Raw genomic sequence first — 24,350 nt, 5'->3', positions numbered from 1 at the left:
GAGAATCCCGCCATGAAGATCCTTGTGGTAGATGACTATCCGACCATGCGTCGTATTTTGCGAAACTTGCTCAGCCAGATCGGTCTTACCGAAGTCGAGGAAGCTGGTGATGGCGGCGAGGCGCTGACCAAGCTGCGCGGCACCCGTTTCGATTTGGTCATTTCCGATTGGAACATGGAACCGATGACCGGACTTGATCTGCTGCGCCAGGTCCGTGCCGATGCCAATCTCGGCAAGATGCCGTTCATCATGGTTACCGCCGAGAGCAAGACCGAGAACGTCATCGAGGCCAAGAAGGCAGGCGTGAACAATTATATCGTCAAGCCGTTCACCGCCGAGACGCTGAAGGCAAAGATCGCAGCAGTTATGGGCTGAGGGCGGGGATGGACACCATGCCGGCCAGGACGGCCAACCACGACGCGGCCGCAGAAATGGCGGCGCGGCTCGAGCAAATTGCGAGCGTTCTGCAACGCGAAGTCACACGCCTGGGTGGCGTGAAGCCAGGCAGCGAAGCCGAGCGCAATCTCGAGATGCTCAAGGAAGAGCTGCGCAGCATGGGCCGGCTGATCGCCGAGACCCGCTCGGAAGTTGCTGGTCTTATCCCGGCCGGCGTCGGCAGCACCCGCCTTGCGAGCGCCTCGGGCGAGCTGGATTCGGTGGTGGGTGCCACCGAACGTGCCGCTGTCGAGATCATGGGAGCTGCCGAACGCTCGCAAGAGGCCGTGCAGCGCCTGCGCCGCGCCTCCGATCTCAAACCGGAGGCGGTGCGAGATCTCGATGTGATCGAGGCCGCGGCAACCGATATTTTCATGGCCTGCTCGTTCCAGGACCTGACCGGGCAGCGTATCCGTAAAGTCGTGCAGGCACTGACCTATATCGAGCAGCGGGTAACATCCCTCGGCGTGCTGTGGCAGGCGAAAGTGGACATGGATGGCGTGGATGCGCCTGCCCACGATAACCGTGTGGATGCGCATCTGCTGAACGGCCCGGTCGATAATGGACTTGGCCAGAACGATATCGATGCTTTGCTTGGCCATGCGGCTGCGGCCCCGGCCGCGGGACCGGCATCACAGGATGATATCGACGCCCTGTTCGGGTGACGGTCGTCATCTGACCGAGTGCTTGCGAAATCCAGAAGGGATGCGCGATGGCTGCCATTAACGCGACGTCGACGGCTTCACCGCCGGTGGCAAACTCTGCCACTGCAGCGACCCGGCAACAGGCAGGGGGAACTGACTTCGCAGCGCTGATTGCGGCCCTTGCCTCTGCTCCGGCGTCCACTGCTGCTGCGGCATCGACCTCGTCTGCAACTGCGGCAACGGTCCCGGGTACCCCCACCGGAGATGCGGACACTGAACCCGCTCTTTCTCCCCAGGCACGTCCAGGCAGTGCGCCGGACGCCGCCGCCCTGGCTGCGCTGATGGCGGCACAACCGTTGCCTGCTCCTTTGCCCGCCGCAGCCTCTGCAACCGCCCCGCTCACCACCGGCGGTACGGCTGTCCCGCAGACGGGAGATTCCTTCTCCGGCGACACGGTGCTGCCCACAATTTCTTCAGAATCCAACATAATTGCCAGCATGCAAAATGCCGGCTCCATTCCGGCATCCGCCATGTCGGCCATCGCGGGCACACCGCAGCCAGGCACCGGAGACGGTCCGGCCCGGCCCGAAGCAATGCTGGAAAACCAGCATGATGGCATGATGGCAAAAACTGAGGCAGCACTCGTTGCCAATGTTCCCCCCGCACCAGTGCTGCCGGAGGATGGCAAGCAGGCGGCCGTTTCACCGGATCCGGCCACGCCGATTCCGGGACCGGTGACATCCTCCACGCCTGGCCTTGCTCAGGTCATTCCGCCATCAACTGCTTCGTCATCGATCCCGATCCCCTCAACACCCCCGGGGTCAACCGATCCGACCGTGGTGGCTTCGGCCAACCCGCCTTCGGACCCTGGTGCCACCACCGACACACCGCCTGTCAGGACTTCGCCGCTTCCGGCGGGGGCCATCCCGACGGACCCTCAGGTGGCAACACCCTCCCCGGTCGTGACCCCATCCACGGCCGGCAGCACTGACACTGCCACCACGGCAGCCGCCAACCCCGCTACCAACGTGGCATCGCCCACGGCCGCACCAGTCACGGCTGCAACGGCCGCCGCACATCTGGTCGCATCCGCCGTTTCGCGGAGCATGTCCCGTCCGACAGGGACGCCTTCCGTCAGCGCACATGGTGGCGATGCGACTGGCAACGACGATCAGGCTTTCCAGCCGTTCTTTCGCCCTGTAGCCGGTGGACCCGTCGAGGCCGCATCACGCGCGCTGCCCCCGACCGCTTCACCCGCCGATCCTGCCTCGGCGGCCGGATCCGCTTCGTCCGGCAACACCGCGCAGTCCACCATCACGACGCCTTCCGGAGGCAGCACGAGCACAGCTCCTGTCGATGGCTGGCCCACCATGTCGTCTGTCACACAGACAGCCGCACAGGTTATGGCGCATTCACCTGCCCAGCCGGCGACCGTCGCCTCCACCGCGTCTTCGACCATTCCTTCGGCGACCGGCCAGACAGATACGCCGGTGCCCCCCCACCTCGTCACCGGGGCAGGTGAAATGGTTGCGGTGCGCGTGGCACGTGCCCTGCAGGACGGCAGCCACACCGTCACGGTGGCGTTGCATCCCGAGGAACTCGGCCGTGTCGAGGTCCGGCTATCCTTCCGGGACAACGGTGTCGGCGTACAGATGATGCTCGACCGCCGCGAGACCTTCGAAGCGTTCAATCGCGATCGCCCTGCCATCGAGCAGCAACTCGCCCAGGCTGGCATCGATCTTGGTTCGGGGGGACTCGATCTGCGGTTTGGCCGCCAACCCGCGGATTCCGGGACGCCGCTTGCCCAGAGTCACCTTCGCTTCTCCGAGGCCGAACCGGAAACGGTGATTGCGCCACCACCGACCCGGCGCCTCAACGACAGCCTGGTCGACATCCTCGCCTGATCCAATGGAGCTCCTATGAGCACGACGCCTTCCGTTACGGCCGCGAGCACGCTAGCCAACCTTGCTTCCACGCCAAGCACGAATAAAGTTGGCGCACAGGCCGGGGATGCGCAGTTCAACCAGTTCCTCACGCTGCTGACGGCGCAGCTGAAGAACCAGGATCCGATGTCGCCAACCGATCCCACGCAGTTCGTGGCCCAGCTTGCACAGTTCAGCAGTGTCGAGCAGTTGGTGAAGAGTAACACCAAGCTCGATGCCATCTCGCAGGCACTCTCTGGCTATTCGCTCGGCCAGTACGCCGGCATGATCGGACACAATGTCTCGGCGACTGCCACATCGGTTGCAGTGCCAGAGTCAGGCATTCCGACGACAACCACCTTCAAGGTGAACAAGCCGGAGCTAAGCAACATCCGCGTTGAGATCACCGATGCATCGGGCAAGGTTGTGCGCAAGGTCGCACTGGCCGGCACAAGCGGACAGGTCGGGTTCGACGGACGCGATGACAAGGGCAACCGCCTGCCCGCCGGCTCCTATGGCGCGACGGTGGTCGGCACCGACAGCAAGGGCGCGACTGCGACCGCGGGTTCGCTTGGCACCTCGGGCAAGATCGTGCAGGTGCTGCAGGGCAGTGGTGGTACATGGCAGCTACTGCTTGATGACGGGCGCACGGTCGATGGAGCTTCGGTCACCGGCCTGTCCTGATTCTTCCAGGCATGCCCCATGAAAGGGGCGCCCTCCGGGGAACGACGTCTCCATTGCGACGGAGGCGTTTCCCGGGGAGGGAACCATCCGTCGCAGTGCAGACAGCATGACCTGAGGCAATGACATAGACCGACGCGGATACCGGCCTGGTCAAGCTCCTTGGCTTCATTCACGACCAGATGTGTCGAGTTGCTGTAGTACCTGCTCGGATTGCTGCTGCATGGTCCGGGCGTGCTGTCGTGCAGTGACGCCATCTCCCGGGGCGACCACCACCCGTATCGCATGCCCCAGCTCGTGCACGGCCCGCTGCGGTACATCGAGAGCACGGAAGCCCGGCAGTGCCAGAATCGCTGGATCGCTGATACTCCGATACCAACGACTGAGGCGACATTCGCGATGGGTCGAAAGAGGTACAATCGATTGCGATGGGCACCCATCGACGACATCAGGTACCTTCCTGACGAAGGCAACGTGGTCGCCTTTGGCCAGCTTCACCACGTGGGCGGCGGTTTCAAGGCCAAGAGCCTATCTCGGTAGGGCGTGACGCCAGGTGATGACGTCGCATGCGAGGTGGAGCAGGGGCTCCATCTTGGCCCACAGTTCATCCGGCAGCCGCCAACCGTCATCACGGGTTGGCTGCCTCTTGGGACGGGATCCGGAATTCCTTGGCATGCCCCGAATCTGGGAACGCCACCTGCAGATTCAGCTTACCGGGACAGGTTCTTAGCTGAACAGGATACGCGTGATCAGCACGTCGATCACGCCTTCCGGCTGCAATCGCGTGATCAGCGCCACCATTGCATCCTTCAACGTCAGTGGATCGGTTTGGCCCGGACGGATTTCACCTCGGCTCGACATGTCCATTAACCGTTGCAACACTGCCTCGCGTACTCGTGGCGCTGCTGCCTTCAGTGCGGCGACGGCGGCAGATCGGGCTTCGACGGTGATGCCGATTACCACATAACCGCTCCGCTTTCCCTGAAGCGGCAGATTAATGGTGAAGTCGCCAATAGCGAGATATTCTTTTTTGTTTGGATCCGCCGTCTCGCTGGATGCATGCGCCACAGGAGCGGCAAGCAACATGGCGGCACCGGCAATCAGCGAACGGCGGTTCATCAGACTTGTTCCTTCATGAGACGTGGTGTGGGAAGCGTGGTCAGAATGGCTGGAAGCGCTGAAGCAGGTCCTGTCCCCATTTCGGACGCTGCAGATCCGAGGAAACTCCGCGGCCGCCATAGGCGATGCGGGCCTCGGCGATCTTCTCCGAAGGGATGGTATTGTCCGAACGGATGTCCTCGGGGCGGACGATTCCACGGATCTGCAGTTCCCGCAGTTCGTTGTTCAGACGGATCTGCTGGCTGCCCGCGATCTCAAGATTGTTGTTGGGCAGGACGCGCAAAACCGTGGCGGCCACCGCGAGGCGGATGTTTTCGCTGCGTTTGATATCACCCTTGCCTTCGGTTTTTTCCTGACCGGTGGTGGCAATGGTGGGGTCGGTGTTTTTCAGGCCGGGAATGACGCGGCCGATGAAGGTGCCAAGTCCAAACAAGTTGGGAACGGTCATGCCATTGGCGGTATCGCGCTGCAGCGCGGTTTGATTCGCGAATTCCGCCTGCTCCTGCATGTTTACCGAAACCGTCAGGAGGTCGCCGACGCCACGTGCGCGTGGATCACGAAAGAAGGTCTTGGCACCGCGCCGCCATAGCGACCCTTGCTGTGTCGGCCCGGCATCAAAGGAATGCGCCGCGGCAAGCGGAGGCGATATTGGCATCGCATCAGGAATGATGTCGGCATTCCCCGGTGCGCTCATTGACGGTGGCTGCTGGACGTGACCGAAGCTGTCGCAGGCAGCCATGGCCAGAGGCAACACAAGGACAAGCAGGAAACGTGGGCCATTGGATTTCATGGCATGCTGCCTCCGGCCATGACACTGCCGTCTTCGCGCACCGTGCCCTGGACGGTGCGCGAGGTAGCGGTGTTGAGCACGCGGATCGTCTCTCCTGTCGATCCTGCTTCCAGCGCACGTCCGGTCATTTCCAGACGCATTCCCGGACCTTGCCAGACCATGCGAACAACTGCGTTGGCCTGCACAGCAAGGCGCGGTCCGATGTCGCGGTCGGTCAGGGGCGTACCCGCGGCGACGCGGCGGCGCATTTCCAGCCCAACCACAGCCACGCTGCCCGGCAGGCCGTTGCGCATCGCTCTCGCAGGCAGGCGTGCTGTCAGGTCGCCTTCCTGCACGACTTCGCCACGCTGGAGCGCGCGCGCGGCATGCCATATCTCGTCCGCCCTGACCTTGGCCGCCGGCAGCAAGGCGGTGGCGAGGACGAGCAAAGCGACCACCTTGCGCATGGGCTTCACCGTACCTGGGTGGTGGTCTGCATCATCTGGTCTGATGCCTCGATCACCTTGCTGTTCATTTCGTAGGCGCGTTGTGCCTGGATCAGCGAGGTGATTTCCTGCACGACGTTGACGTTGGAGGTCTCCAGGTAACCCTGACGCACAACGCCGAAGCCTGGATCGTTGGGGACTCCCTGGGTGGGGGTGCCGGACGCCTCGGTTTCAAGGAAATTGTTGCCGCCAAGAGCATCGAGACCGGCTTCGTTGGCAAACAGGAAAAGCTGCAGGCGTCCCACCGTCTGCTGCTTGCCATTGGCATCCGTTACGATCACCTCACCAGCCTGGTTGACGGTGACGTCACGTGCTTTCGAATCGATGCTGATGTTGGGATTGACCGAAAAGCCCTGGCTGGTCACGATTTCGCCCGTGGGCGAGAGCTTGAAGCTGCCGTCGCGTGTGTAGGCGGTGTCGCCGTTTGGTAACTGGATGCCGAAATAGCCGCGCCCGTCTACCGCGAGATCAAGCTTGTTGTCGGTTTGTGTCAGCGATCCCTGCGTCAGGATGCGTGTCGTGCCCGAGTTGCGCACACCGAGGCCAACCTGCGTGCCGGTCGGCAGGATTGTGCCTGTCTCGGAACTGTTGGTGCCGACGCGGGCCGCGGACTGGTACAAAAGATCCTGGAATTCGGCCCGGCCGCGCTTGAATCCGGTTGTGCTGACGTTTGCAATGTTGTTGGAAATTACTTCAACATTGGTCTGCTGTGCCTGCATGCCGGTCGCGGCGATGCCGAGGGCGCGCATCATGACATTCTGCTCCTGAAGATAGTGTCAGAGGGCGTTGCCGAGCCGGTCGATCATCTTCCGCTCGCGGTCGTTGTCGTCAGAGACCAGCGTCTGCAGCCGGTCATAGGCACGGGAAAGTTCAGTCATGTTGGCAATCTCCACCACCGGCTGGACGGTTGAGCCTTCAAGCGATCCCTGCACCAGTCGTGAGGTGTTATCAGCAGCTTCGATCCGGGTCATGCCGGGGACAGGACCGATCAGAAGCCCGTTGCCGTCTTTGCGCAGCGTCAGAGGATCGGTGGCGCGATAGGAGGCGAGGCGCCCCACCTCCTGCACCGCTCCCTGTACCACGACACGAATCGAACCGTCGCCGCGAATGACGATGTCGCGGAAGTTTTCGGGCAACGTGATCGGTTGACCATCCTCGCCCTGGAGCGGACGCCCTTCTGCATCCACCAGCGTATTGTCGCCACGCAGATGCAGGCGGCCGTCGCGGGTGTAGCGGATGCCCTGCGGCGTGGTGACGGCCAACAGGCCATCACCCTGTATGGCGACATCGAGCGGGTTGCCTGTGGTCTGGATCGGGCCTGCCGTGCGATCGATATAGGTGGCGCGGTCCTGCACGAAGGCGACTTGTCCACCAGGTACGGCAAGCCGGTTGACGTAGGTCTGGAACAACTGCCGGTCTGCTTTGAAGCCGGTACTGTTGGCGTTGGCGACGTTGTTCGCAACCACTTCCAATTGGTGCTGCAACGCAACCTGCGCGGAGAGGGAGACGTAGGTAGGACCTTCCATCGTGTCGGGACCTTCTGGTCTGAAGGGGCGCGGGAGGGATGTCAGGGTGAGAGGAGCGTCTCGATCCGGCGGGCGCGCTCGAGAGCATCGCGGACCGCTTCAACCGGAGCGCCGAGGGCAGCGGGAGGGATGGCGATGGTGCCGAGCGCGCGTGCGGCCGCGGGTGAGGCCCCTGCCAGGTCGCGTGGCAAGGCGGCGGGCGCACGACCAGCCAGGGCCGAGGCGAGGGCTGCGCGGTCGGTGGCGGTGCGGCGGATCTCGGGTGTCAGAGTGGGGTCGGCCAGCAGCCCGGCATAGGTCGTAGCGGCGCCGGCCCAGTCATTCGCCCGCATCAGCAATTCGGCACGGGTGAGGCGGTCGGCGACTTGGTTCATCCCTTCGAGTTGGGCTGCCGCATCGGCGGCACGCCCGAGCCGGCCGAGGGCAGTGGCGGCAGCGCGGCGCGTGTCATCGGAGGGAGGGGTGTTGGCGAGCAGGGCGAGGGCGCCCTGTGGATTGCCGTTGGCGGCCCGTGCCTCGGCAAGTGCGCGCAGAGTGACCGCTGGCGGGGTCGCGGCAGTGCCGGGGGAAAGCTGGCGCAGCACGTCCAACGCTGATTCAGGCATGCGCTGGTCCAGCATCAGCCGGGCGGCCCCGAGGCGGATGTCATCGCCACGTTCGCCGGGAGTGGCGTAGCCTTCGTAGCGCCAGAACAACGCCATGCGTTCAGCGGGAGGCGGCAAGGCGGCGGCACCGGGATCGACCAGCAGGGTGCGCAGGATGCGCGCGGTCAGTGCCGCGCCGCGGCTTTCACCGCCGCGCAGGCCAAGCGTGCCGTCATCGGCGGCAGAGAGCGCACCGGCATAATCGCCGCGCCGGAGACGGGTTTCAGCCAGTGCTTCCGAGGCATCCTGGCCGATCTGCTCATAGCGATAGGTACGGGCAATGTCGGTCAGCGCTGTCTCGACCCCTGCCGAGACGGGACCTTCGCGGCTGGCGTTGATCGCGACCAGGCGTGCGCGTGCCTGCAACGCCGGTACCGCCCCGCCGGTGATGGCGCCGGCGCGTTCGAGGAAGGTGATTTCGTCACCCGTGCTTCCCTCGGCGCGGGCAAGGCGGGCCTGCACCAGCAGCCGCGCGGCGTCATCTTCCGGGGTGGGAGCGTCGGCGGTGCGCAGTACCGCAGCCATGGCGCGTTGGGTTTCGACGTCGTTAGGGGCGCCGGAGGCGATCAGCAAGGCGATTTGGCCGCGCAGCGGGTCAGGCACGTCACGAAGCAGGGCGCGGGCACGACCAGCATATTTGCGTACCTGTGTGGTATCGCCCGCGACTGCGGCGGCGGCGGCACGCCACATCGGCAGGTCCTCACGCTCGCAGCCCTGGCCCTCTGCGAACAGGGGGGAGGCGGGGTCGGGCGGCTCGTGGCGCAGCAGGTGGGCGAGTGCCGTGACACGGTCGAGGCGGGCACGCTCGGCCGGCAACGGGTCTTCGGCATGCCAGGCGGCAAGAGTGTCGAGTGCTTCGGCGGTGAGGCCATACGCCGTGTAGAATTCAGCCAGCGCTGCCATTTCGGACGCGCCTTCGGTGCCGAGGGCTGCCGCGTTCCGCAGATCACGTAGACGGTCCGGGAAAGAGGCGTTGCCCTTCCAGGCCGCGAGGTCGAAGGCGGGGCGGCAGACCGGCATGGGTGGCGGAGCTACGGGCTGCGCGGGCTCGGCGGTGGGGGCAGCCGGCTGAGTGCCGGCGGGCGCACCGGGGGGAGGCGGGAGAGGGGTGCCGTTGAGAATCGCGAGTTTCGCAGCCAGATCGGCGCGCAGCCGGTCTGCCTCATCCATCGCGAGGGGACCCGTTGCCTTCCCAGGTGCCGCGCTGGTCGGGGGGGGCGGAGCTGCAGCGGTCGGGACCGAGGGCGTGGCGGCGGCCGGAGGGGCCGGATTTACAGTCGTGGCAGGGGCCTGGGGGGCCGGTGTGCGGGGGGGCTGGGCGGCGGCGTGCACCGTCGCGCCCCGTGCCGTGCGGTCGGCTGGTTTTGCCGGCTTTGCACGTGGCGTTCTTGTGGGATGTGTCTCGCGAAAGTCGACAAAAAAGATACCGGCATGGTTGCCTGTCGAAATTTCGCAGGAGCAGGCCGTGCGCAGCAGCGCGACCGTTTCGTTGCCTTCCGTACGCGTCTCGATGGCGGTGAACTGCGGCTTCTGGCGTAGGGTGGAGAGATCGAGTTCGGGGCGGCCGGGAAAGCGCAGTTCCATCCCTTCCGGCTTCCGATGGATGACCGGGGTCACGCTGTCATTGCCCTGGAAAGTGAGCCGGCCGAAATCACCCTCCTGGCCCCCCCGCACCTGCACCGCCGTTTCCGTGGATGGGGTGGCAGGGACCAAAAGGGGCGTTGGTCGCGCGGGGGCGGTTGCAGAGGCAGATTGGGCGAAGACCGCGGGCGACGGCAGGGCAAGGCCACCCAGCAATGTGGCGGCGAGCAGGGCGCGGCGCATCGCGCTACTCCGCTTTCGCCGTTCGGACGCTCTTGGCGGTCTCGTTCATCATCCGGTCCAGCTCGTCAAAGCTTGGTTGATGGCGGCTTGGGACCAGTTTGCGGGCGACCTCGACGGAAAGCTGCGGCGCGAGCCCTTCCAGATGCGACAGGATCACCTGGCGGATCACCGGCAGCATGGTGCCCTCTTCCTCGATCACGCCCTTCATCCGTGCCGCGATCGGGCCGACCAGCGCATAGGCGAGGAACACGCCGAGGAAGGTGCCGACCAGCGCCGAACCGATCATGTGCCCGAGGATCTCGGGTGATTCACTGATCGCACCCATTGCCTTGATGACGCCCAGCACGGCGGCGACGATGCCCAGCGCCGGGAAAGCGTCGGCCACCGTGTTCAGCGCCTTGGCCGCGCGCAGTTCCTCGGTATGGCGCTTGCGGATCTCGCTTTCCATCATCTCGCCCACTGTGTGCGGGTCGGTGACGTTCAGGGTGACGCTGCGCAGCACGTCGGCGATAAACGAGACCAGAGTGGGATCGGCGAGCAGACGGGGATAGCGGCTGAAGATCGGCGAGGCCGAGGGGTTCTCGATGTGCCGCTCCAACGCCACGTTGCCTTCCTGGCGCAACACCCGCACCAGCAGGAACATCAGGCACAGCGCGTCGGCATAGTCGCTGCGACGCCACTGTGGACCGGTGAAGGCCCGCTTCAGGACCTTCATGACATTTCGCACAACGACGATTTCGTTGGCGATCAGCAGCGTCATGATACCCGAGCCGCCAATGATCAGCAGTTCCGGTCCAGCCGCATTGAGGATGACGCCGAATTTGCCGCCGGCAATTGTGTAACCGACGCCAATCGCGGCGAAAACGCCAGCGATCCCGATGATCTGCCACATGGCGAGTTCTTCGCACCTGTCTTAACGGTTGACGCGCGGCGTTTCGCTACGCACTATCTGGATAGCATTTCGCAAAGCGGGTGGCCACGAGGAAATTTCGCTCAACGGGCCACTGCAGGAGAAACCTGTGACATTTCGCGTTCCCGTCACCGAGACCGCGACCCGGGTCGGTCGCTTCACCGCAGGCTCCGACGTGGTCGCGGCCATGCGCACCGCCTCGGCGGAGACCGGGGCGCGTTTTGACGTCCTGCTCGCATCCGCCGCCATCGAGAGCGGGTTGCGTCCCGACGCCAAGGCCGGCACATCCAGCGCGAGCGGCATGTACCAGTTCATCGAGCAGACCTGGCTGGACGCGATCCGCCAGTACGGTCCCTCGCACGGGCTCGGTGCCGAAGCTGCCGCCGTGGTACGGCGCGGTGACCGCCTGACCGTCGAAGACCCCGAACTGCGCCAGCGTATCCTGGACATGCGCCACGATCCGCGCATTTCCTCGTTGCTGGCCGGGGACAGTCTGCGTGCCATCTCTGACAGCCTGGCGACCACACTTGGCCGCGCGCCGGATGTGGCGGAAACCTATCTCGGCCATTTCCTCGGCATTGGTGGAGCCTCGCAGATGCTGCAGGCGGCGAAGGCCACCCCCAATCGCCCGGCCGCGGAACTGCTTCCCGCGGCGGCGCGGGCAAACCACTCGATGTTCTACGCTTCCGACGGACAGCCGCTCACGGTCACGCAGTTCATCGACAAGGTGCGTGGGCGGGTGGAACGTGCCTATGCCGATCTGGGTACGACCATGCCCTCGGGCGGAATCAACCTGCCGGGCCGGACCAGCACCGCGAAGGCTGACGCACCGGAGGCCGGGGCGAGCGGCTGGGGCAGCACGCATCCTGCGCGCGTCGTTTCCGCGCCTGAACGGCTGATGTTGTCCACGCTAGCCGAGATCTTCACCCGGGTCGATCGCAGTGTCGCCCCGGCCGAGGGGCGGCGCGGTCGCCGCCAGGGCCTGCCAGGTAACGTCGTCAGCGGCCTGCGCACCAGTGCAGGTATCTGATCCGACAGAGCTTTGCCCTGCGATGCGCCCACCTCCATACTGGCCGACCGAGGTATTGGCCCATGCCAGATTGAACCGCCCCGGGATTGCCGGAGGCTCCAATCCTTGAGAGGATGGAGCGATGGAGAAGCGCAAGACATCGACGCGGTATTCGGCGGAGGTTCGTGCCCGCGCGGTGCGGATGGTGCTGGAGCATACCGACGAGCACGGCTCACAGTGGAAGGCGATAGCCTCGATTGCGGCCAAGATCGGCTGTACGGGGGAAACGCTGCGAGGCTGGGTACGGCAGGCGGAGCGGGACCAAGGGCTGAAGCCAGGTGCAACCACGGAGGAGCGCGAGCGGATCAAGGCTCTGGAGCGCGAAGTTCGTGAACTGCGGCAGGCGAACGAGATTCTGCGTAAAGCATCTGCATATTTTGCCCTGGCGGAGCTCGACCGCCGGTCCAGGACATGATCGCGTTTATCGACGATCACCGTGACGCCTATGGGGTCGAGCCGATCTGCAGGGTTCTGCCGATCGCCCCATCGACGTATCATGAGCATGCTGCGCGACGCGCCGATCCCGGCCGCGCACCAGTTCGTGTTCGCCAGGACGTGTTTCTGCGTGTGCAGATCCGCCGTGTGTTTGACGAGAACTTCAAAATCTACGGGGTGCGCAAGGTCTGGCGGCAGCTGCAACGAGAAGGGATCGATGTCGCCCGCTGTGCGGTGGCGCGCCTGATGCGTGAGATGGGCCTGCAGGGCGCGGTGCGAGGAAAAACGATCAAGACCACGACACGTGATGCAGCGACGCCATGCCCAGCCGATCGGGTGAACCGGCAGTTCGGGGCACCACGACCAAATGCCCTGTGGCTCTCCGACTTTACCTATGTGGCAACTTGGCAAGGCTTCATCTACGTTGCCTTTGTGATCGATGCGTTTGCCCGTCGTATCGTCGGTTGGCGAGTTTCCCGCACCGCGCGTGCGGATTTCGTTCTCGATGCACTCGAGCAGGCTCTGCACGATCGTCGTCCGGTCCCGAACGGCGGCCTGATCCACCACAGCGACCGTGGCGTCCAGCTTGGGTTCAAGTGGTCGTCGCAACACCCGTGTGCGCCGATCTCAGCAGTTCGTCAAATGCCTCGGCAGGCGTTCTCCATCCAAGTGTCTTGCGCGGCCGGCTGTTGAGCGTCGCGGCCACTGCGGCGAGAGCTGCCGCGCTGTGAGTGCTCAGGTCCGTGCCCTTCGGGAAGTACTGCCTCAGCAGCCCATTGGTGTTCTCGTTCGTTCCGCGCTGCCAGGGGCTGTGCGGATCGCAGAAATAAACCTGCACGCCAGTGTCGATCCGCAGCTGCGCATGCTGGCTCAGCTCGGTACCCTGATCCCAGGTCAAGGATCGCCGCAATTGCTGAGGCAAGCTCGCGATCGTGCGTGTAATGGCGCTGCGTACCGCCTCGGCTCCATGACCGGCGAGCGCAGGCCCGTTCTTCACGCGATCGCCGTCTCCGTGGCCCGGCATGCGAGGCAGGTGAAGCAAGATGGTGAACCGTGTCGTGCGCTCGACCAGCGTACCAATCGCCGAGCTGCCCAGTCCCAGGATAAGGTCCCCCTCCCAGTGTCCCGGCACCGCCCGGTCGGCCACCTCTGCCGGACGTTTGCTGATCATGATCTCGGGGGTGACGTGCGACTGGCCCCGTCCGCGGCTGCGCGCCCGTGGCACGCGGAGCGCCCGCCCCGTTCGCAGGCAAGCGGTCAGCTCGCGCCGCAACGCGCCGCGGCCTTGCACGTAGAGCGCCTGGTAGATGGCCTCGTGGCTGATGCGCATTGTCTCGTCACCAGGAAAGTCGAGCCGCAGCCGTTGGGAAATCTGCTCGGGGCTCCACGCTCTTGCCCAACGGCGGTGCTGCCTGGGCCCGTGCCGACGCCCCTTCCAGGGTACGACCGGCCCGCAAAACGCGGCCCCGACCGGGCCAGCAACTTCGCCTGCCAATCGGTCCTGAACATATTTCCGCAGGACCGGGTTCGCCACCAGCTTCGCACGCTTCGGACGGCGCGCAGCCCGCTCGGCATGCCACTGCGCCGTCGTGGCCCGATACTCCAGACCACCGCCGCGCGTCGCGGCATTGCGGCGCAGTTCACGCGAGATCGTCGATGCATTTCGCCCCAGTCGCCGGGCAGTCTCCCGCACCCCACAGCCCTGAGTCCGCAACAGCGCAATCTCCTCGCGTTCCGCAAATGACAGGTACCGCTCCGACAGCGGCTTCGATGATGGTGCAAGTATTTTCGGTGCCATGCCACCCGCCTCTCGGAACCAGCGGGCACCCACCGCCTGCGACACGCCGACCTCTATCGCCGCTGCCTCACTCGGCCGCCCCAATGCGATCGCCGCCCAGAACCGCCTCCGGTTCTCGCGCTGCGCCACACCCGGCCGGCCAGGTGACCGCTTCAATACGGCACGTAGTGCCCGATCCGAGCGTCGGCGCCTACTCCTCATCGCACCCCCCCCTCAACCATGGTGTTGCAACGACCGCTTGAATTCACCCTGTATGTATCCATCCGCTACACCGAACGGTTGGTCGAGGCGGGGATCGAGCCGTCTGTCGGTAGCGTGGGCGACAGCTTCGACAACGCCTTGGCAGAGACGATCAACGGCCTTTACAAAACCGAGGTGATCCGACGCCGCGGGCCCTGGCGTAGCCTTGAGGCAGTCGAGTTCGCGACCCTCGAGTGGGTCGACTGGTTCAACCACCGCCGCCTGCTTGAGCCGATCGGAAATGTGCCTCCCGCCGAGGCAGAAGCACGTTACTATGCCCAGACGGAGGCACTCGCCCGGGCGGCCTGACTCAAACCCAACAGCCTCCGGCAATCCCGGGGCGGTTCACATTTCAATGCTGCGCGAGGATATTCCTGCAGGCGCTTCCCTTCGGCGTGTCGGCTGCGGATCGGGTGGGGGCGACTTTCCGGTCAGTCCGCTTCCCGGCGCTGACGGACTGCCCGCTTGGCCAGTTCCAGCCGCTTCTGCAGCGCTTCGCCTTTGCGCAGCGCCACGGCTACCGTCAGGATGTCGCCCAGCACCAGATGGGTGATGCGCGAAGCCATCGGCGAATAGACGTCGGCATCCTCCGGCGCATCGGCGAACAGGCAGGCCGAGGCAAGGCGGGCGAGGGGAGAGTCGGCACGGGTCAGCGCCAGCACCGAGGCTCCGACCGAGAGCACGTTCCTGGCGCTTTCCAGAATGTCGCGCGTGCGACCGGAATTGGAGATGACGACTGCCACATCGCCCGGCCCGAGCGTCAGCGCCGACATGTTGAACACATGCGGATCGTTGTAGGCCACCGTCGGAATGCCGAGGCGGAAGAATTTGTGCTGGATGTCCTGGGCGACGATGCCCGAATTGCCTGATCCATAGAATTCGATCCGCCGCGCTGTGGCGAGCAGGTCGGTGGCGCGTTCGATGGCGCTGGGGGAGGTGCCGTTGCGGGCCTGCACCAGCGTCGCGATGGTGCGGTCGAACAGCTTGCCGGCCACATCGGCCGGGGTGTCGCCCGGGTTCACGTCCTGATGGATGAAAGGCACCCCGCCGGCGAGGTTCTGCGCCAGCTTGATCTTGAACTCGCGGAAACCGCTGCAGCCGAGGGCGGTACAGAAGCGTGCGACCGTCGGTTCGCTGACGCCGGCGCGCGCCGCCATCTCGGCCATCGAGAGGGTGATGACCTCGTGTGGTCGGGCAAGCACGTAGTCCCCGAGCCGCGCCTCCGAGGGCCGGATGCGATCACGAATGGCCTCGATCCTGGCGAGCATTCCGTCCCTGCGCATTCATTTCGCCAGCACGAGCATATGTAGCCGAGCTACAAGGGTGGCCAGGGTTCTTTCCGATGTCGATCCCGTGAATTTCGCATGGCTAATATCCTTGAACACGGGTTCGTGATTGATAGTGTAGCAAAACTACACGGCTCAGAGGGGCTCATGGCCGATCTGCATCCTCGCCTTGCCGCGGTGACCGAACGTATCCGGGACCGCAGCCGCGTCAGCCGCGCCGCCTATCTCGATCGCATGCGCCGCGCCGCCGAGGCCTGTCCCCCGCGTGCGGGACTCTCCTGCGCCAACCTCGCCCATGCCTTCGCGGCCGCCCCTGCTGCCGACAAGCTGCGTCTGCGCGGCAACGGCACCGCCAATATCGGCATCGTCACTTCCTACAACGATATGCTCTCGGCACATCAGCCGTTCGAGCGCTTCCCGGCCATCATCAAGGAGGCCGCACGTGCGGCCGGTGCGGTGGCGCAGGTGGCGGGCGGCGTGCCGGCCATGTGCGACGGTGTGACCCAGGGCAACCCGGGCATGGAGCTGTCGCTGTTCAGTCGCGACGCGATCGCCATGGGTACCGCCGTCGCACTTTCCCACAACATGTTCGACGCCGCCTTGCTGCTCGGCGTCTGCGACAAGATCGTGCCGGGCCTGGTCATCGGGGCGCTCGGCTTTGGCCATCTGCCCGTCATCCTGGTGCCCGCCGGCCCGATGCCGAGCGGCATTGCCAACGCCGAGAAATCGCGCATCCGCCAGGACTTCGCCGCTGGTCGCGTCGGGCGGGACGCGCTGCTGGAAGTGGAAACGAAGTCCTATCACGGTGCGGGCACCTGTACCTTCTACGGCACCGCCAATTCCAACCAACTGCTGATGGAGGTGATGGGCCTGCATCTGCCGGGTGCCGCCTTCGTCCCGCCCGGCACGGCCCTGCGCGATGCCCTGACCGCCGAGGCCGCGCGCCGCGCGCTGCAGATCACCTCGGGTGGGCATTCCTACACGCCGGTCGGTGAACTGGTCGACGAGTGCGCCGTGGTCAACGGCATCGTCGGATTGATGGCGACCGGCGGCTCGACCAATCACACGATGCACCTCGTCGCCATCGCGCGTGCCGCCGGGATTGCGGTCACCTGGGACGATTTCGACGACATCTCGGCAATCACGCCGCTGCTGGCTCGTATCTATCCAAACGGCCCGGCAGATGTGAACCATTTCCATGCCGCCGGCGGCATGGCCTTCCTGATCGGCGAATTGCTCGATGCCGGCTTGCTGCATCCGGACGTGACGACCGTGGCCGGGCCGGGCCTCGCGCGCTATCGGCAGGAGCCGGTGCTGCAGGACGGAGGACTGCTCTGGCGCGACGGGCCAGGCAGCAGCGGCGATCCGGCTGTGTTGACCGGCCTCGCCGCGCCCTTCGCGCCGGATGGCGGCCTGCGCCTGATCCGCGGCAATCTCGGGCGCGGGGTGATGAAGATCTCGGCAGTGCGCCCCGAGCACCGGTTGGTGGAAGCGCCTGCCCTGGTGTTCGACAGCCAGGACGCGGTGGTCGCGGCACACAAGGCCGGTGCGCTGCGGCGCGATTTCGTCGCCGTGCTGCGCTTCCAGGGACCACGCGCCAACGGCATGCCGGAGTTGCACCGCCTCACCCCGATCCTGGGCGCGCTGATGGACGAGGGCCACAAGGTGGCGCTGCTGACCGACGGGCGCATGTCCGGCGCCTCGGGCAAAGTGCCGGCGGTGATCCATCTTTCGCCGGAGGCGCTGGGCGGCGGGCCGCTCGGCCTGGTGCGTGACGGCGACATCATCCGGCTCGATGCCGGGCAGGGGCATCTCGAGGCGCTGGTGCCTGAGGCGGAGTGGCAGGCTCGTGCGGTCGCGACGCTTTCGCCCGATCCACTCTCGGGCAGTCTCGGCCGTTCGCTGTTCACCCGCTTCCGCGCCGCCGCCCTGACGGCGGAGGAGGGAGCCGGCATCTTCGATTGACCGCAGGGCCGGCCCGGCGGTCACCGCTGTCCGGGCGGGCCAATCTTGTTCCCAATCAATAACTAACGGCATCCGGGACCGGACGCCAGAAAACAAGAAGGGCAACCTCCATGACACCCGCAGCGGTACCGGCCAACGGCCAGGTACTTCTTCTCTACGCATTGATTGCGATCATCACGCTCATCGTGCTGATCGCGCGCGCCAAGCTCAACCCGTTCATTGCCCTGGCTGTCGTTTCGCTCGGCATGGGTGTCGCGGCGGGAATGCCGTTGACCGGCATCGTCAATTCGTTCCAGGCCGGCGTGGGCGGTGTGCTCGGCTTCATCGCCGTGGTGGTGGCGCTGGGCACCATGCTCGGCAAGCTGCTGGCCGAATCAGGCGGTGCCGAACGAATCGCCCGCACGCTGATCGGCATATTCGGCGAGAAAAATGTCCATTGGGCCATCATGTTCGTGGCCTTCATCGTGGGCATGCCGGTGTTCTTCCAGGTTGGCTTCGTGCTGCTGGTGCCGCTGGTCTTCACCATCGCCCGGCGCACCGGCACCTCGCTCGTGCTGGTGGGCGTGCCGCTGGTAGCGGGCCTGTCGATCGTGCACGGGCTGGTACCGCCGCATCCGGCGGCCATGCTGGCGGTCGGCACCTTCAAGGCCGATGTCGGCCTGACCATCATCTATTCCGTGATCGTCGGCCTGCCGGCGGCGGCTCTCGCCGGTCCGATCTACGCCAAGTGGATCGCTCCGAAAATCCAGCTCCCGGAGCACAATCCGCTGGCCGAGCAGTTGGGCGAGACCAGCCGTGGTGAAGACCTGCCGGGTTTCGGCATCTCCGTCTTCACCATCCTGCTGCCGGTGCTGCTGATGGTGGGATCGAGCATCGCCGACCTGACCCTCGCCAGCGGCACGCCGCTGCGCAACACGCTGAACTTCATCGGCAACCCGGTGATCTCGCTGCTGATCGCCTTGCTGGTGGCGTTCTGGACCTTCGGCGCGCAGCGCGGCTTCACGCGCGAGGATCTGCAGAAATTCACCAATGACTGCCTCGGCCCGACCGCTACGATCCTGTTGGTCATTGGTGCGGGTGGCGGCTTCAACCGTGTATTGCTGGACAGCGGCGTGGGCCGTGCCATCGCCGACATGGCCACCTCGCTGCACGTGCCCCTGTTGACGCTGGCCTTCGTCGTCGCCGCGGTGATCCGGGTCGCGACCGGCTCGGCGACGGTCGCGCTGACCACGGCGGCCGGCATCGTCGCACCGATCGCGGCGGCCTCTCCCGGGGCGGCGCGGCCGGAGCTGCTGGTCTTGGCAACCGGCGCAGGTTCGATCATCCTCTCGCATGTCAACGACAGCGGCTTCTGGTTGATCAAGGAATACTTCAACATGACCGTGGCGCAGACGCTGAAGACCTGGACCGCGCTGGAGACGATCCTGGCCGTCTCGGCCTTTGCCTTCACCCTGCTCCTCGCCCAGTTCGTCTGAGCGGGAGGCAGCCATGGTCATCGTGCTGATGGGCGTGTCCGGCAGCGGCAAGACCACGGTCGGGCAGATGCTGGCCGAACGCCTGGGCTGCGGCTTCTCCGACGCCGATTCCTTTCACCCGCCAGCAAATGTCGCAAAGATGCGCGCCGGCTCGCCGCTGACGGACGAGGATCGTTGGCCGTGGCTGCAGGCGTTGCGTGCGGCCATCGAGGAATGGCAGGCGGAGGGGCGCGATCACGTGCTGGCTTGCTCGGCCCTCAAGCAGGTCTACCGTGACGTGCTTTCGCCGGAGGGGGATGTGATCTTCGTCTACATGAAGGGGACGGCGGAGGTCATTGCGCCGCGGCTGAACGCCAGGTCCGGCCACTACTTCAACCCGAGCCTGCTCGCCAGTCAGTTCGCGGCACTGGAAGAGCCGGCCGATGCCTTCGTGGTGGATATCGGCGAGCCTCCCGAAGCGATTGTCAGCACGATTGTCACCCGGTTGCGTTCGGGGACTCCGGATCCCGTGAAGCCGCTTCCGTGACAGACAGCGGGACGATGCGCCGGCGTGTCGTCCCGCCTGATCCCGCCCGACGAAAATTCTGACTTTTGCCGGTCGGAATCGCGCGTCGGGTTGGTCAGGGGCGACGCCCCTGACAAAGATCATGCCAACCTAAGAAATTCAAAACTTTCGCAGATTGGCATGATTGCGCCATAGGCCGCATTCACTCTCGTTACTGGCTCCCCGGACGCGTACCCTGACCGCGGCGCGCCCAGATCATGCCGACGATTTTTGCCACTGCCTCGAAATGTAACTGTGGGATCGGCTCTCCAATTTCGACGGCGGCGTGCAATGCACGCGCCAACGGAGGATCCTGTACCACGGGCACATTGTGCGCACGGGCGACATCACGAATGCGTAGCGCTACCAGATCCTGGCCCTTGGCAACGACGACCGGGACCGCATCCTCGCCGCGTTGGTAACGCAGTGCCACGGCATAATGTGTCGGGTTGGTGATCACCACGCTTGCTTTCGGCACGTCCTGCATCATCCGCCGCCGTGCCCGCTGGCGACGCAGGGCGCGCAGCCGCGCCTTCACGTGCGGGTCACCTTCCGTCGAGCGCAACTCTTCCTTCAACTCCTGGAAGCTCATGCGCTGCCGCCGCAGCCATAGCCAACGCTGCGCCGGTACGTCGATGCCGGCCACCGTCACCGCAATCAGTGTGACCGTCAGGAGCAGTGCGATCAGCATCTGGCCGATCAACTCGGGAAGTGCGGCCATGTCCACCGCCACCAGTCGTACGGAGTTATCGTAGAACCCGTATCCGACCACGCCGCAGGCGATGCCGACAGTGATGATCTTTATCAACGCCTTGGCAAACTCGAACAGGGCCCGGCCGCCCATGATCCGCTTCAGGCCACGTGCCGGTGAGAGATTCGACAGCTTCGGCACAATGCGTGTCCCGGAAATCACGATGCTGTTCTGCAGCACGTGCGGCAGCAATGCGCCCGCAATCAGGAATCCCGTGAATGGCAGCAGCGCCAGTAACAGGTTTTGCGCCACCGTGATCCCCGCCTGCCGCCATCCCTCTGGGGTGGTGCCAATAAAGCTCTCCGGCTGCTCGATCATCGGCAGGATGATATCGCCGATCCGCCGCACGGTGGTCCCGCCCACCAGCAGCATGCCGGTCAGGGTGGCGATCATGAGACCAGCCGCAGACCCCTCGCGTGAGACCGGCACATCACCTTTCTGCCGTGCCTGCTCGAGCTTGCGCGGTGTCGGATCAAGCGTCCGGTCCTGGCCGTCATGATTTTCGGCCATGTCAGTACAACAACTTCAGCATTTCGTCCCAGGCGAGCGTGCCCTGGTCGATCAGGCCGGGAGCAGTGGCGGCAAGCAGATAAAGTCCGGCCGCTACGATCGCCGGGCTGGCGAGCATGAACACCGGCAGCGCCGGAAGGGCACGGTTCATCATTGCGAGCGAGACGTTGAAAGCCAGCGCCAGCAGCAGAAAGGGCATGGCAAGCTGTCCGGCAAGGCGGAACGACTGCACGCCTGCAAGCGTCACTGCACGCGCCCCGGCCGCAATGTCCAGGAAATGCCCGGCGGGCACTACAGCGTAGCTGTCCACGATGGCGTGCAACACTGCATGGTGTCCGCTAAGCGCAAAGAGCGCGGCAGCAAGTCCGATATAGATGGCAGCTCCGATCGCAGCCGATTGGTCCGGTCCAAGTCCAAGCGCGAAGACGTTAGCCAGGCCGATGTTCAATCCTATGACCGAACCTGCCATCAACGATGCTGCAACGATCGTGCGTGCGATGGTGCCGATCAGCCCGCCCGCAACCATCTCGGCGGCAATTGCAAACACCATCCCCCAGGCACCCGGCACTTCGACTGGCATGTTCGGCGTCGCCTGTGCGCAGGAAAAGGCGACGGCAAGCGCGGTCAGCAGGCGCACACGCACCGGTACCGCAGGTTCGCCGAAGCCGGGCAGCAGCATGAATGTCGTGCCGATGCGCAGGAACACCAGCGCGGTGCGCCAGATCTCGATCGTCATCCAGGTTGAGAGCGGCAGTTCCATGTCTGGCCTCTTCAGTGCCGAGACTGCAAGAGAACAGAGCACCGTCCCGCATCATCGGCTTCTGCCATGGTGCCCCGCTTCATGCCGGATCAGGATGCTCGTGAGAACGAAGAGCCGGAGCTTTTCCGCAAGGCCGTGCAGACGGAACAAGCTCTATGACATCAGATCTGGTCGATCGTGCGCAGCCGTGCGCGCGAATGCACTTCAGCATGCGAGATCACGGCAATGGTCGGATTGATGCGCTCGGCGAGCGCGCGTACGAAGGGTCGTGCCTCGGCTCCGGTCAGGATCGCAGGCCATGCACCGCGGGCAGCGGCGGCGGCCAGACGCGTGCGGATTGCCTGCACCAGTTCCTGTGTGCGCGAAGGCGCCAGCGCGAAGCTGCGCGAGTCACCATCGACCACGATTGCTTCGGCGACCTCGCGCTCCCATTGCGGCGAAAGCGGCATCACTGCAATGAAGCCGTCCTCACCTTGCAGTGACTTGCAGATTTGCAGTGCAAGCCGTGCCCGCACATGCTCGGTGATCAGGTTGCTGTTGCGGGTGAAGCCGGCGGCTTCGTGGATGCCTTCCAGGATCAACGGCAGGTGGCGGATCGAGACACGCTCGGCGAGCAGCGCGGCCAGCACCTTCTGCACGGTTGCCAGGGGCACGATGCTAGGCACGAGATCGGCGACCAGCTTCTGGTGATCGGGCCCAAGCCCATCGAGCAGCTTCTGAGTGGCGGCATAGGTCATGAGCTGGCTCATGTGCGCCTTTACCGTCTCGGCCAGATGCGTGGTCAGCACGGTCTCGATATCGACCACGGTCAGGTTCTGTCGCACTGCCTCACCGCGCTGCGTGGATTCGATCCAGCGTGCGGGGATGCGGAAGGATGGCTCGATGGTATCGCGTCCCTCGATGAGGAGCTTCTCACCCGTGGGTGAGAAGGCGAGCAGTCGACCAAGCATCAGTGTCTCGCGCGCGACTTCCACGCCCTGCACCTGCAGCGAATACTCGCCACTGGTCAGGTCCATGTTGTCCTTGATGCGCACCGCCGGCAGCAGGAAGCCATAGTCGAGCGCAATCGATCGGCGCAGCTTGCGGATCTTCTCGGTCAACCCGCCGGTCGTTCCTGCGGTCAGCGACACCAGGCCCATCCCGAGTTCGAGGCGAACCTCGTCGACACGCATCAGCTCGTTGATCGGTTCGTCGCGGGTGGCGGCGGGATTGTCCTCGGTGCGGGCGAGTTCGGCCGCCTCGCGCTGGCGGCGATGGTCGGCAGCCCGTACGATCGCGGCACCTGCGCCCGCGACCACGGAGAGTGCGGCGAAGGGCAGGAACGGCAGGCCGGGCAGGATGGCGAACAGCGCGGCCAGACCCGAAGCGAGCATCAGTGGCTTGGCCTGCCCGCCGAGCTGGGCAATGAAGGCACGGTCTGTCGAGCCACGCACAGAGCCCTTGGAGACGAGCATGCCTGCGCCGAGGCTGACGATCAGGGCTGGGATCTGGCTGACGATGCCGTCGCCGATGGTCAGCGTGGTATAGAAGGTCGCCGCCTGGCTCACACCGAGGCCATGGCGCAGCGTGCCGATGATGATGCCGCCGATGATGTTAACCAGCGTCACGATTATCGCCGCGATGGCATCGCCGCGTACGAACTTCGAGGCGCCGTCCATGGCGCCGAAGAAGCCGTTCTCGTCCTCCAGTTCCTTGCGGCGTTCCCGTGCCTGCTCCTCGGAGATCATGCCGGCCGAGAGGTCGGCGTCGATCGCCATCTGCTTGCCCGGCATGGCGTCGAGGCTGAAGCGCGCGGCAACTTCGGCGATACGGCCTGCGCCCTTGGTGATCACCATGAAGTTGATGATGATCAGGATGGCGAAGACGACGGTGCCAATGACGAAATCGCCACCAACCACAAAGGAGGCAAAGCCGTTGATCACCGAGCCTGCAGCACCGAGGCCCTTGTGACCGCCGGAGAGAATCAACCGTGTGGTGGCGAGGTTGAGCGCAAGCCTTAGCAGCGTGGCAACCAGCAGAACGGTGGGGAAGGAGGAGAAGTCGAGTGGTCGGTCGATCCAGATGGCAACCATCAGGATCAGCACCGACAAGGTGATCGAGGTGGCCAGCCCGATGTCCACCAGCCACGTGGGCATGGGTAGCACCAGCACTGCCAGCAGCAGCACCATTCCCGCGGCGAACAGCAGGTCCTGGTGGCCGAGCACGCGGCGCAGCCGTTCCCAAAGCGGCAGCGGAGCGATGGCATTGGCAGTGGCGCGGGACAACGGTCAGATGCCTACAATGAGCTGCACGATCTGTTCCATGAAGCCGCGCAGCGTGGCAAAGGACAGCGGCAGGAACAGCATGATCGCGATCATGGTTGCGGCGATCTTGGGAATGTTGGCAAGCGTCATCTCCTGCACCTGCGTCAGTGCCTGCAGCAGGCCGACACCGACGCCGGTTACCAGGGCGGCGAGCAACGCCGGACCACTGACCATCAGCACGGCATAGAAGCCACCACGCAGCACCTCGACGACGTCGCCTTCGTTCATCGCTGA

At 65.0% G+C, this 24,350-nt stretch carries 22 protein-coding genes, 2 pseudogenes and 1 other annotated feature; of the genes and pseudogenes, 10 read left to right on the top strand and 14 right to left on the bottom strand.

Features of this window, described 5'->3' with window-relative positions; genetic code table 11:
• Nucleotides 1-12 precede the first annotated feature (12 nt).
• The 4 genes from NBY65_RS29285 (at nt 13) to NBY65_RS29270 (ending at nt 3,685) form a co-directional block, all read left to right on the top strand.
• Nucleotides 13-375 (top strand): response regulator, encoded by a 363-nt coding sequence (locus tag NBY65_RS29285; RefSeq protein WP_250265799.1) that lies wholly within the window; start codon nt 13-15, stop codon nt 373-375.
• Between the two features lie 8 nt (nt 376-383).
• Complete coding sequence (locus NBY65_RS29280) at nt 384-1,100, top strand: protein phosphatase CheZ (RefSeq protein ID WP_250265798.1); 717 nt, start codon at nt 384-386, stop codon at nt 1,098-1,100.
• A 434-nt stretch (nt 1,101-1,534) separates the two neighbouring features.
• Complete coding sequence (locus tag NBY65_RS29275; protein WP_250265797.1) at nt 1,535-2,983, top strand: flagellar hook-length control protein FliK; 1,449 nt, start codon at nt 1,535-1,537, stop codon at nt 2,981-2,983.
• Between the two features lie 15 nt (nt 2,984-2,998).
• Nucleotides 2,999-3,685 carry a flagellar hook assembly protein FlgD gene (locus tag NBY65_RS29270; protein WP_250265796.1) on the top strand — a complete coding sequence of 229 codons (687 nt, stop codon included), beginning with the start codon at nt 2,999-3,001 and terminating at the stop codon, nt 3,683-3,685.
• 165 nt (nt 3,686-3,850) lie between these two features.
• On the opposite strand, the gene NBY65_RS29265 is transcribed toward NBY65_RS29270, so the two are convergent.
• The 8 genes from NBY65_RS29265 to motA all read right to left on the bottom strand — a co-directional run bounded on the left by NBY65_RS29265 (nt 3,851) and on the right by motA (nt 10,962).
• Nucleotides 3,851-4,183 (bottom strand): CZB domain-containing protein, encoded by a 333-nt coding sequence (locus tag NBY65_RS29265; RefSeq protein ID WP_250265795.1) that lies wholly within the window; start codon nt 4,181-4,183, stop codon nt 3,851-3,853.
• 225 nt (nt 4,184-4,408) lie between these two features.
• Nucleotides 4,409-4,801, bottom strand: coding sequence for a flagellar basal body-associated FliL family protein (locus tag NBY65_RS29260; protein WP_250265794.1), 393 nt, complete (start codon nt 4,799-4,801; stop codon nt 4,409-4,411).
• Nucleotides 4,802-4,841: 40 nt separating this feature from the next.
• Complete coding sequence (locus NBY65_RS29255; protein ID WP_250265793.1) at nt 4,842-5,591, bottom strand: flagellar basal body L-ring protein FlgH; 750 nt, start codon at nt 5,589-5,591, stop codon at nt 4,842-4,844.
• Nucleotides 5,588-6,037 carry a flagellar basal body P-ring formation chaperone FlgA gene (gene flgA / locus NBY65_RS29250; RefSeq protein ID WP_250265792.1) on the bottom strand — a complete coding sequence of 150 codons (450 nt, stop codon included), beginning with the start codon at nt 6,035-6,037 and terminating at the stop codon, nt 5,588-5,590. The genes NBY65_RS29255 and flgA overlap by 4 nt, the downstream gene beginning before the upstream one ends.
• Before the next feature lie 5 nt (nt 6,038-6,042).
• The gene (gene flgG, locus NBY65_RS29245) at nt 6,043-6,825 is read right to left on the bottom strand and encodes a flagellar basal-body rod protein FlgG (RefSeq protein ID WP_250265954.1); all 783 of its coding nucleotides are present in this window, start codon (nt 6,823-6,825) and stop codon (nt 6,043-6,045) included.
• Nucleotides 6,826-6,852: 27 nt separating this feature from the next.
• Nucleotides 6,853-7,602 (bottom strand): flagellar basal-body rod protein FlgF, encoded by a 750-nt coding sequence (flgF, locus tag NBY65_RS29240; protein WP_250265791.1) that lies wholly within the window; start codon nt 7,600-7,602, stop codon nt 6,853-6,855.
• 41 nt (nt 7,603-7,643) lie between these two features.
• Nucleotides 7,644-9,416: a hypothetical protein gene (locus NBY65_RS29235; RefSeq protein ID WP_250265790.1), complete on the bottom strand. Its 1,773-nt coding sequence runs from the start codon at nt 9,414-9,416 to the stop codon at nt 7,644-7,646.
• 658 nt (nt 9,417-10,074) lie between these two features.
• Nucleotides 10,075-10,962, bottom strand: coding sequence for a flagellar motor stator protein MotA (motA, locus tag NBY65_RS29230; RefSeq protein WP_250265789.1), 888 nt, complete (start codon nt 10,960-10,962; stop codon nt 10,075-10,077).
• 127 nt (nt 10,963-11,089) lie between these two features.
• Between motA and NBY65_RS29225 the strand changes: the two genes are divergently transcribed.
• Both NBY65_RS29225 and NBY65_RS29220 read left to right on the top strand, forming a co-directional pair.
• Complete coding sequence (locus NBY65_RS29225; protein WP_250265788.1) at nt 11,090-12,010, top strand: lysozyme family protein; 921 nt, start codon at nt 11,090-11,092, stop codon at nt 12,008-12,010.
• 121 nt (nt 12,011-12,131) lie between these two features.
• Nucleotides 12,132-13,069 (top strand): annotated as a pseudogene (locus NBY65_RS29220) (IS3 family transposase); the annotation flags it as partial.
• Nucleotides 12,419-12,535, top strand: a sequence feature (AL1L pseudoknot). Its footprint overlaps the pseudogene before it by 117 nt.
• A 7-nt stretch (nt 13,070-13,076) precedes the next feature.
• Here the strand turns inward: NBY65_RS29220 and NBY65_RS29215 are convergent.
• Nucleotides 13,077-14,483, bottom strand: a complete 1,407-nt coding sequence (locus NBY65_RS29215) for an IS30 family transposase (protein ID WP_203330722.1) — start codon at nt 14,481-14,483, stop codon at nt 13,077-13,079.
• A 51-nt stretch (nt 14,484-14,534) separates the two neighbouring features.
• On the opposite strand from NBY65_RS29215, the pseudogene NBY65_RS29210 reads away from it, so the two are divergent.
• Nucleotides 14,535-14,831 (top strand): annotated as a pseudogene (locus NBY65_RS29210) (integrase core domain-containing protein); the annotation flags it as partial.
• A 122-nt stretch (nt 14,832-14,953) separates the two neighbouring features.
• Here NBY65_RS29210 and NBY65_RS29205 read toward each other — a convergent pair.
• Nucleotides 14,954-15,790: a MurR/RpiR family transcriptional regulator gene (locus NBY65_RS29205; protein ID WP_250265953.1), complete on the bottom strand. Its 837-nt coding sequence runs from the start codon at nt 15,788-15,790 to the stop codon at nt 14,954-14,956.
• 165 nt (nt 15,791-15,955) lie between these two features.
• Between NBY65_RS29205 and edd the strand changes: the two genes are divergently transcribed.
• The 3 genes from edd (at nt 15,956) to NBY65_RS29190 (ending at nt 19,774) form a co-directional block, all read left to right on the top strand.
• Nucleotides 15,956-17,773, top strand: a complete 1,818-nt coding sequence (gene edd / locus NBY65_RS29200; RefSeq protein ID WP_250265787.1) for a phosphogluconate dehydratase — start codon at nt 15,956-15,958, stop codon at nt 17,771-17,773.
• Nucleotides 17,774-17,883: 110 nt separating this feature from the next.
• Nucleotides 17,884-19,248: a GntP family permease gene (locus tag NBY65_RS29195; RefSeq protein ID WP_250265786.1), complete on the top strand. Its 1,365-nt coding sequence runs from the start codon at nt 17,884-17,886 to the stop codon at nt 19,246-19,248.
• 13 nt (nt 19,249-19,261) lie between these two features.
• A complete protein-coding gene (locus NBY65_RS29190; protein WP_250265785.1) occupies nt 19,262-19,774 on the top strand; it encodes a gluconokinase in 513 nt (170 codons plus the stop codon).
• A 190-nt stretch (nt 19,775-19,964) separates the two neighbouring features.
• Here NBY65_RS29190 and NBY65_RS29185 read toward each other — a convergent pair whose 3' ends face one another.
• From NBY65_RS29185 to NBY65_RS29170, 4 genes are all read right to left on the bottom strand, one after another.
• Nucleotides 19,965-21,053, bottom strand: a complete 1,089-nt coding sequence (locus tag NBY65_RS29185; protein WP_250265784.1) for an EscU/YscU/HrcU family type III secretion system export apparatus switch protein — start codon at nt 21,051-21,053, stop codon at nt 19,965-19,967.
• Between the two features lies 1 nt (nt 21,054).
• A complete protein-coding gene (locus NBY65_RS29180; protein ID WP_250265783.1) occupies nt 21,055-21,813 on the bottom strand; it encodes a flagellar biosynthetic protein FliR in 759 nt (252 codons plus the stop codon).
• A gap of 161 nt (nt 21,814-21,974) precedes the next feature.
• A complete protein-coding gene (flhA, locus tag NBY65_RS29175; RefSeq protein WP_348539836.1) occupies nt 21,975-24,017 on the bottom strand; it encodes a flagellar biosynthesis protein FlhA in 2,043 nt (680 codons plus the stop codon).
• Between the two features lie 63 nt (nt 24,018-24,080).
• The gene (locus NBY65_RS29170; protein ID WP_250265781.1) at nt 24,081-24,344 is read right to left on the bottom strand and encodes a flagellar biosynthetic protein FliQ; all 264 of its coding nucleotides are present in this window, start codon (nt 24,342-24,344) and stop codon (nt 24,081-24,083) included.
• Nucleotides 24,345-24,350 lie beyond the last annotated feature (6 nt).

This window comes from Rhodovastum atsumiense, from assembly GCF_937425535.1.
Taxonomy (GTDB): Bacteria; Pseudomonadota; Alphaproteobacteria; order Acetobacterales; family Acetobacteraceae; genus Rhodovastum; species Rhodovastum atsumiense.
The sequence above is the reverse complement of the archived record's forward strand: the minus strand, read 5'-3'. Positions and strand labels throughout refer to the sequence as shown.

What these genes read in the sequence shown, in the direction of transcription:
- NBY65_RS29285 (WP_250265799.1), top strand. Translation starts at nt 13, where the DNA reads ATGAAGATCCTTGTGGTAGATGACTATCCGACCATGCGTCGTATTTTG.
- NBY65_RS29280 (WP_250265798.1), top strand. Translation starts at nt 384, where the DNA reads ATGGACACCATGCCGGCCAGGACGGCCAACCACGACGCGGCCGCAGAA.
- NBY65_RS29270 (WP_250265796.1), top strand. Translation starts at nt 2,999, where the DNA reads ATGAGCACGACGCCTTCCGTTACGGCCGCGAGCACGCTAGCCAACCTT.
- NBY65_RS29260 (WP_250265794.1), bottom strand. Translation starts at nt 4,801, where the DNA reads ATGAACCGCCGTTCGCTGATTGCCGGTGCCGCCATGTTGCTTGCCGCT.
- NBY65_RS29255 (WP_250265793.1), bottom strand. Translation starts at nt 5,591, where the DNA reads ATGAAATCCAATGGCCCACGTTTCCTGCTTGTCCTTGTGTTGCCTCTG.
- flgA (WP_250265792.1), bottom strand. Translation starts at nt 6,037, where the DNA reads ATGCGCAAGGTGGTCGCTTTGCTCGTCCTCGCCACCGCCTTGCTGCCG.
- flgG (WP_250265954.1), bottom strand. Translation starts at nt 6,825, where the DNA reads ATGCGCGCCCTCGGCATCGCCGCGACCGGCATGCAGGCACAGCAGACC.
- flgF (WP_250265791.1), bottom strand. Translation starts at nt 7,602, where the DNA reads ATGGAAGGTCCTACCTACGTCTCCCTCTCCGCGCAGGTTGCGTTGCAG.
- NBY65_RS29235 (WP_250265790.1), bottom strand. Translation starts at nt 9,416, where the DNA reads ATGGATGAGGCAGACCGGCTGCGCGCCGATCTGGCTGCGAAACTCGCG.
- motA (WP_250265789.1), bottom strand. Translation starts at nt 10,962, where the DNA reads ATGTGGCAGATCATCGGGATCGCTGGCGTTTTCGCCGCGATTGGCGTC.
- NBY65_RS29215 (WP_203330722.1), bottom strand. Translation starts at nt 14,483, where the DNA reads ATGAGGAGTAGGCGCCGACGCTCGGATCGGGCACTACGTGCCGTATTG.
- NBY65_RS29205 (WP_250265953.1), bottom strand. Translation starts at nt 15,790, where the DNA reads ATGCTCGCCAGGATCGAGGCCATTCGTGATCGCATCCGGCCCTCGGAG.
- edd (WP_250265787.1), top strand. Translation starts at nt 15,956, where the DNA reads ATGGCCGATCTGCATCCTCGCCTTGCCGCGGTGACCGAACGTATCCGG.
- NBY65_RS29195 (WP_250265786.1), top strand. Translation starts at nt 17,884, where the DNA reads ATGACACCCGCAGCGGTACCGGCCAACGGCCAGGTACTTCTTCTCTAC.
- NBY65_RS29190 (WP_250265785.1), top strand. Translation starts at nt 19,262, where the DNA reads ATGGTCATCGTGCTGATGGGCGTGTCCGGCAGCGGCAAGACCACGGTC.
- NBY65_RS29185 (WP_250265784.1), bottom strand. Translation starts at nt 21,053, where the DNA reads ATGGCCGAAAATCATGACGGCCAGGACCGGACGCTTGATCCGACACCG.
- NBY65_RS29180 (WP_250265783.1), bottom strand. Translation starts at nt 21,813, where the DNA reads ATGGAACTGCCGCTCTCAACCTGGATGACGATCGAGATCTGGCGCACC.
- NBY65_RS29170 (WP_250265781.1), bottom strand. Translation starts at nt 24,344, where the DNA reads ATGAACGAAGGCGACGTCGTCGAGGTGCTGCGTGGTGGCTTCTATGCC.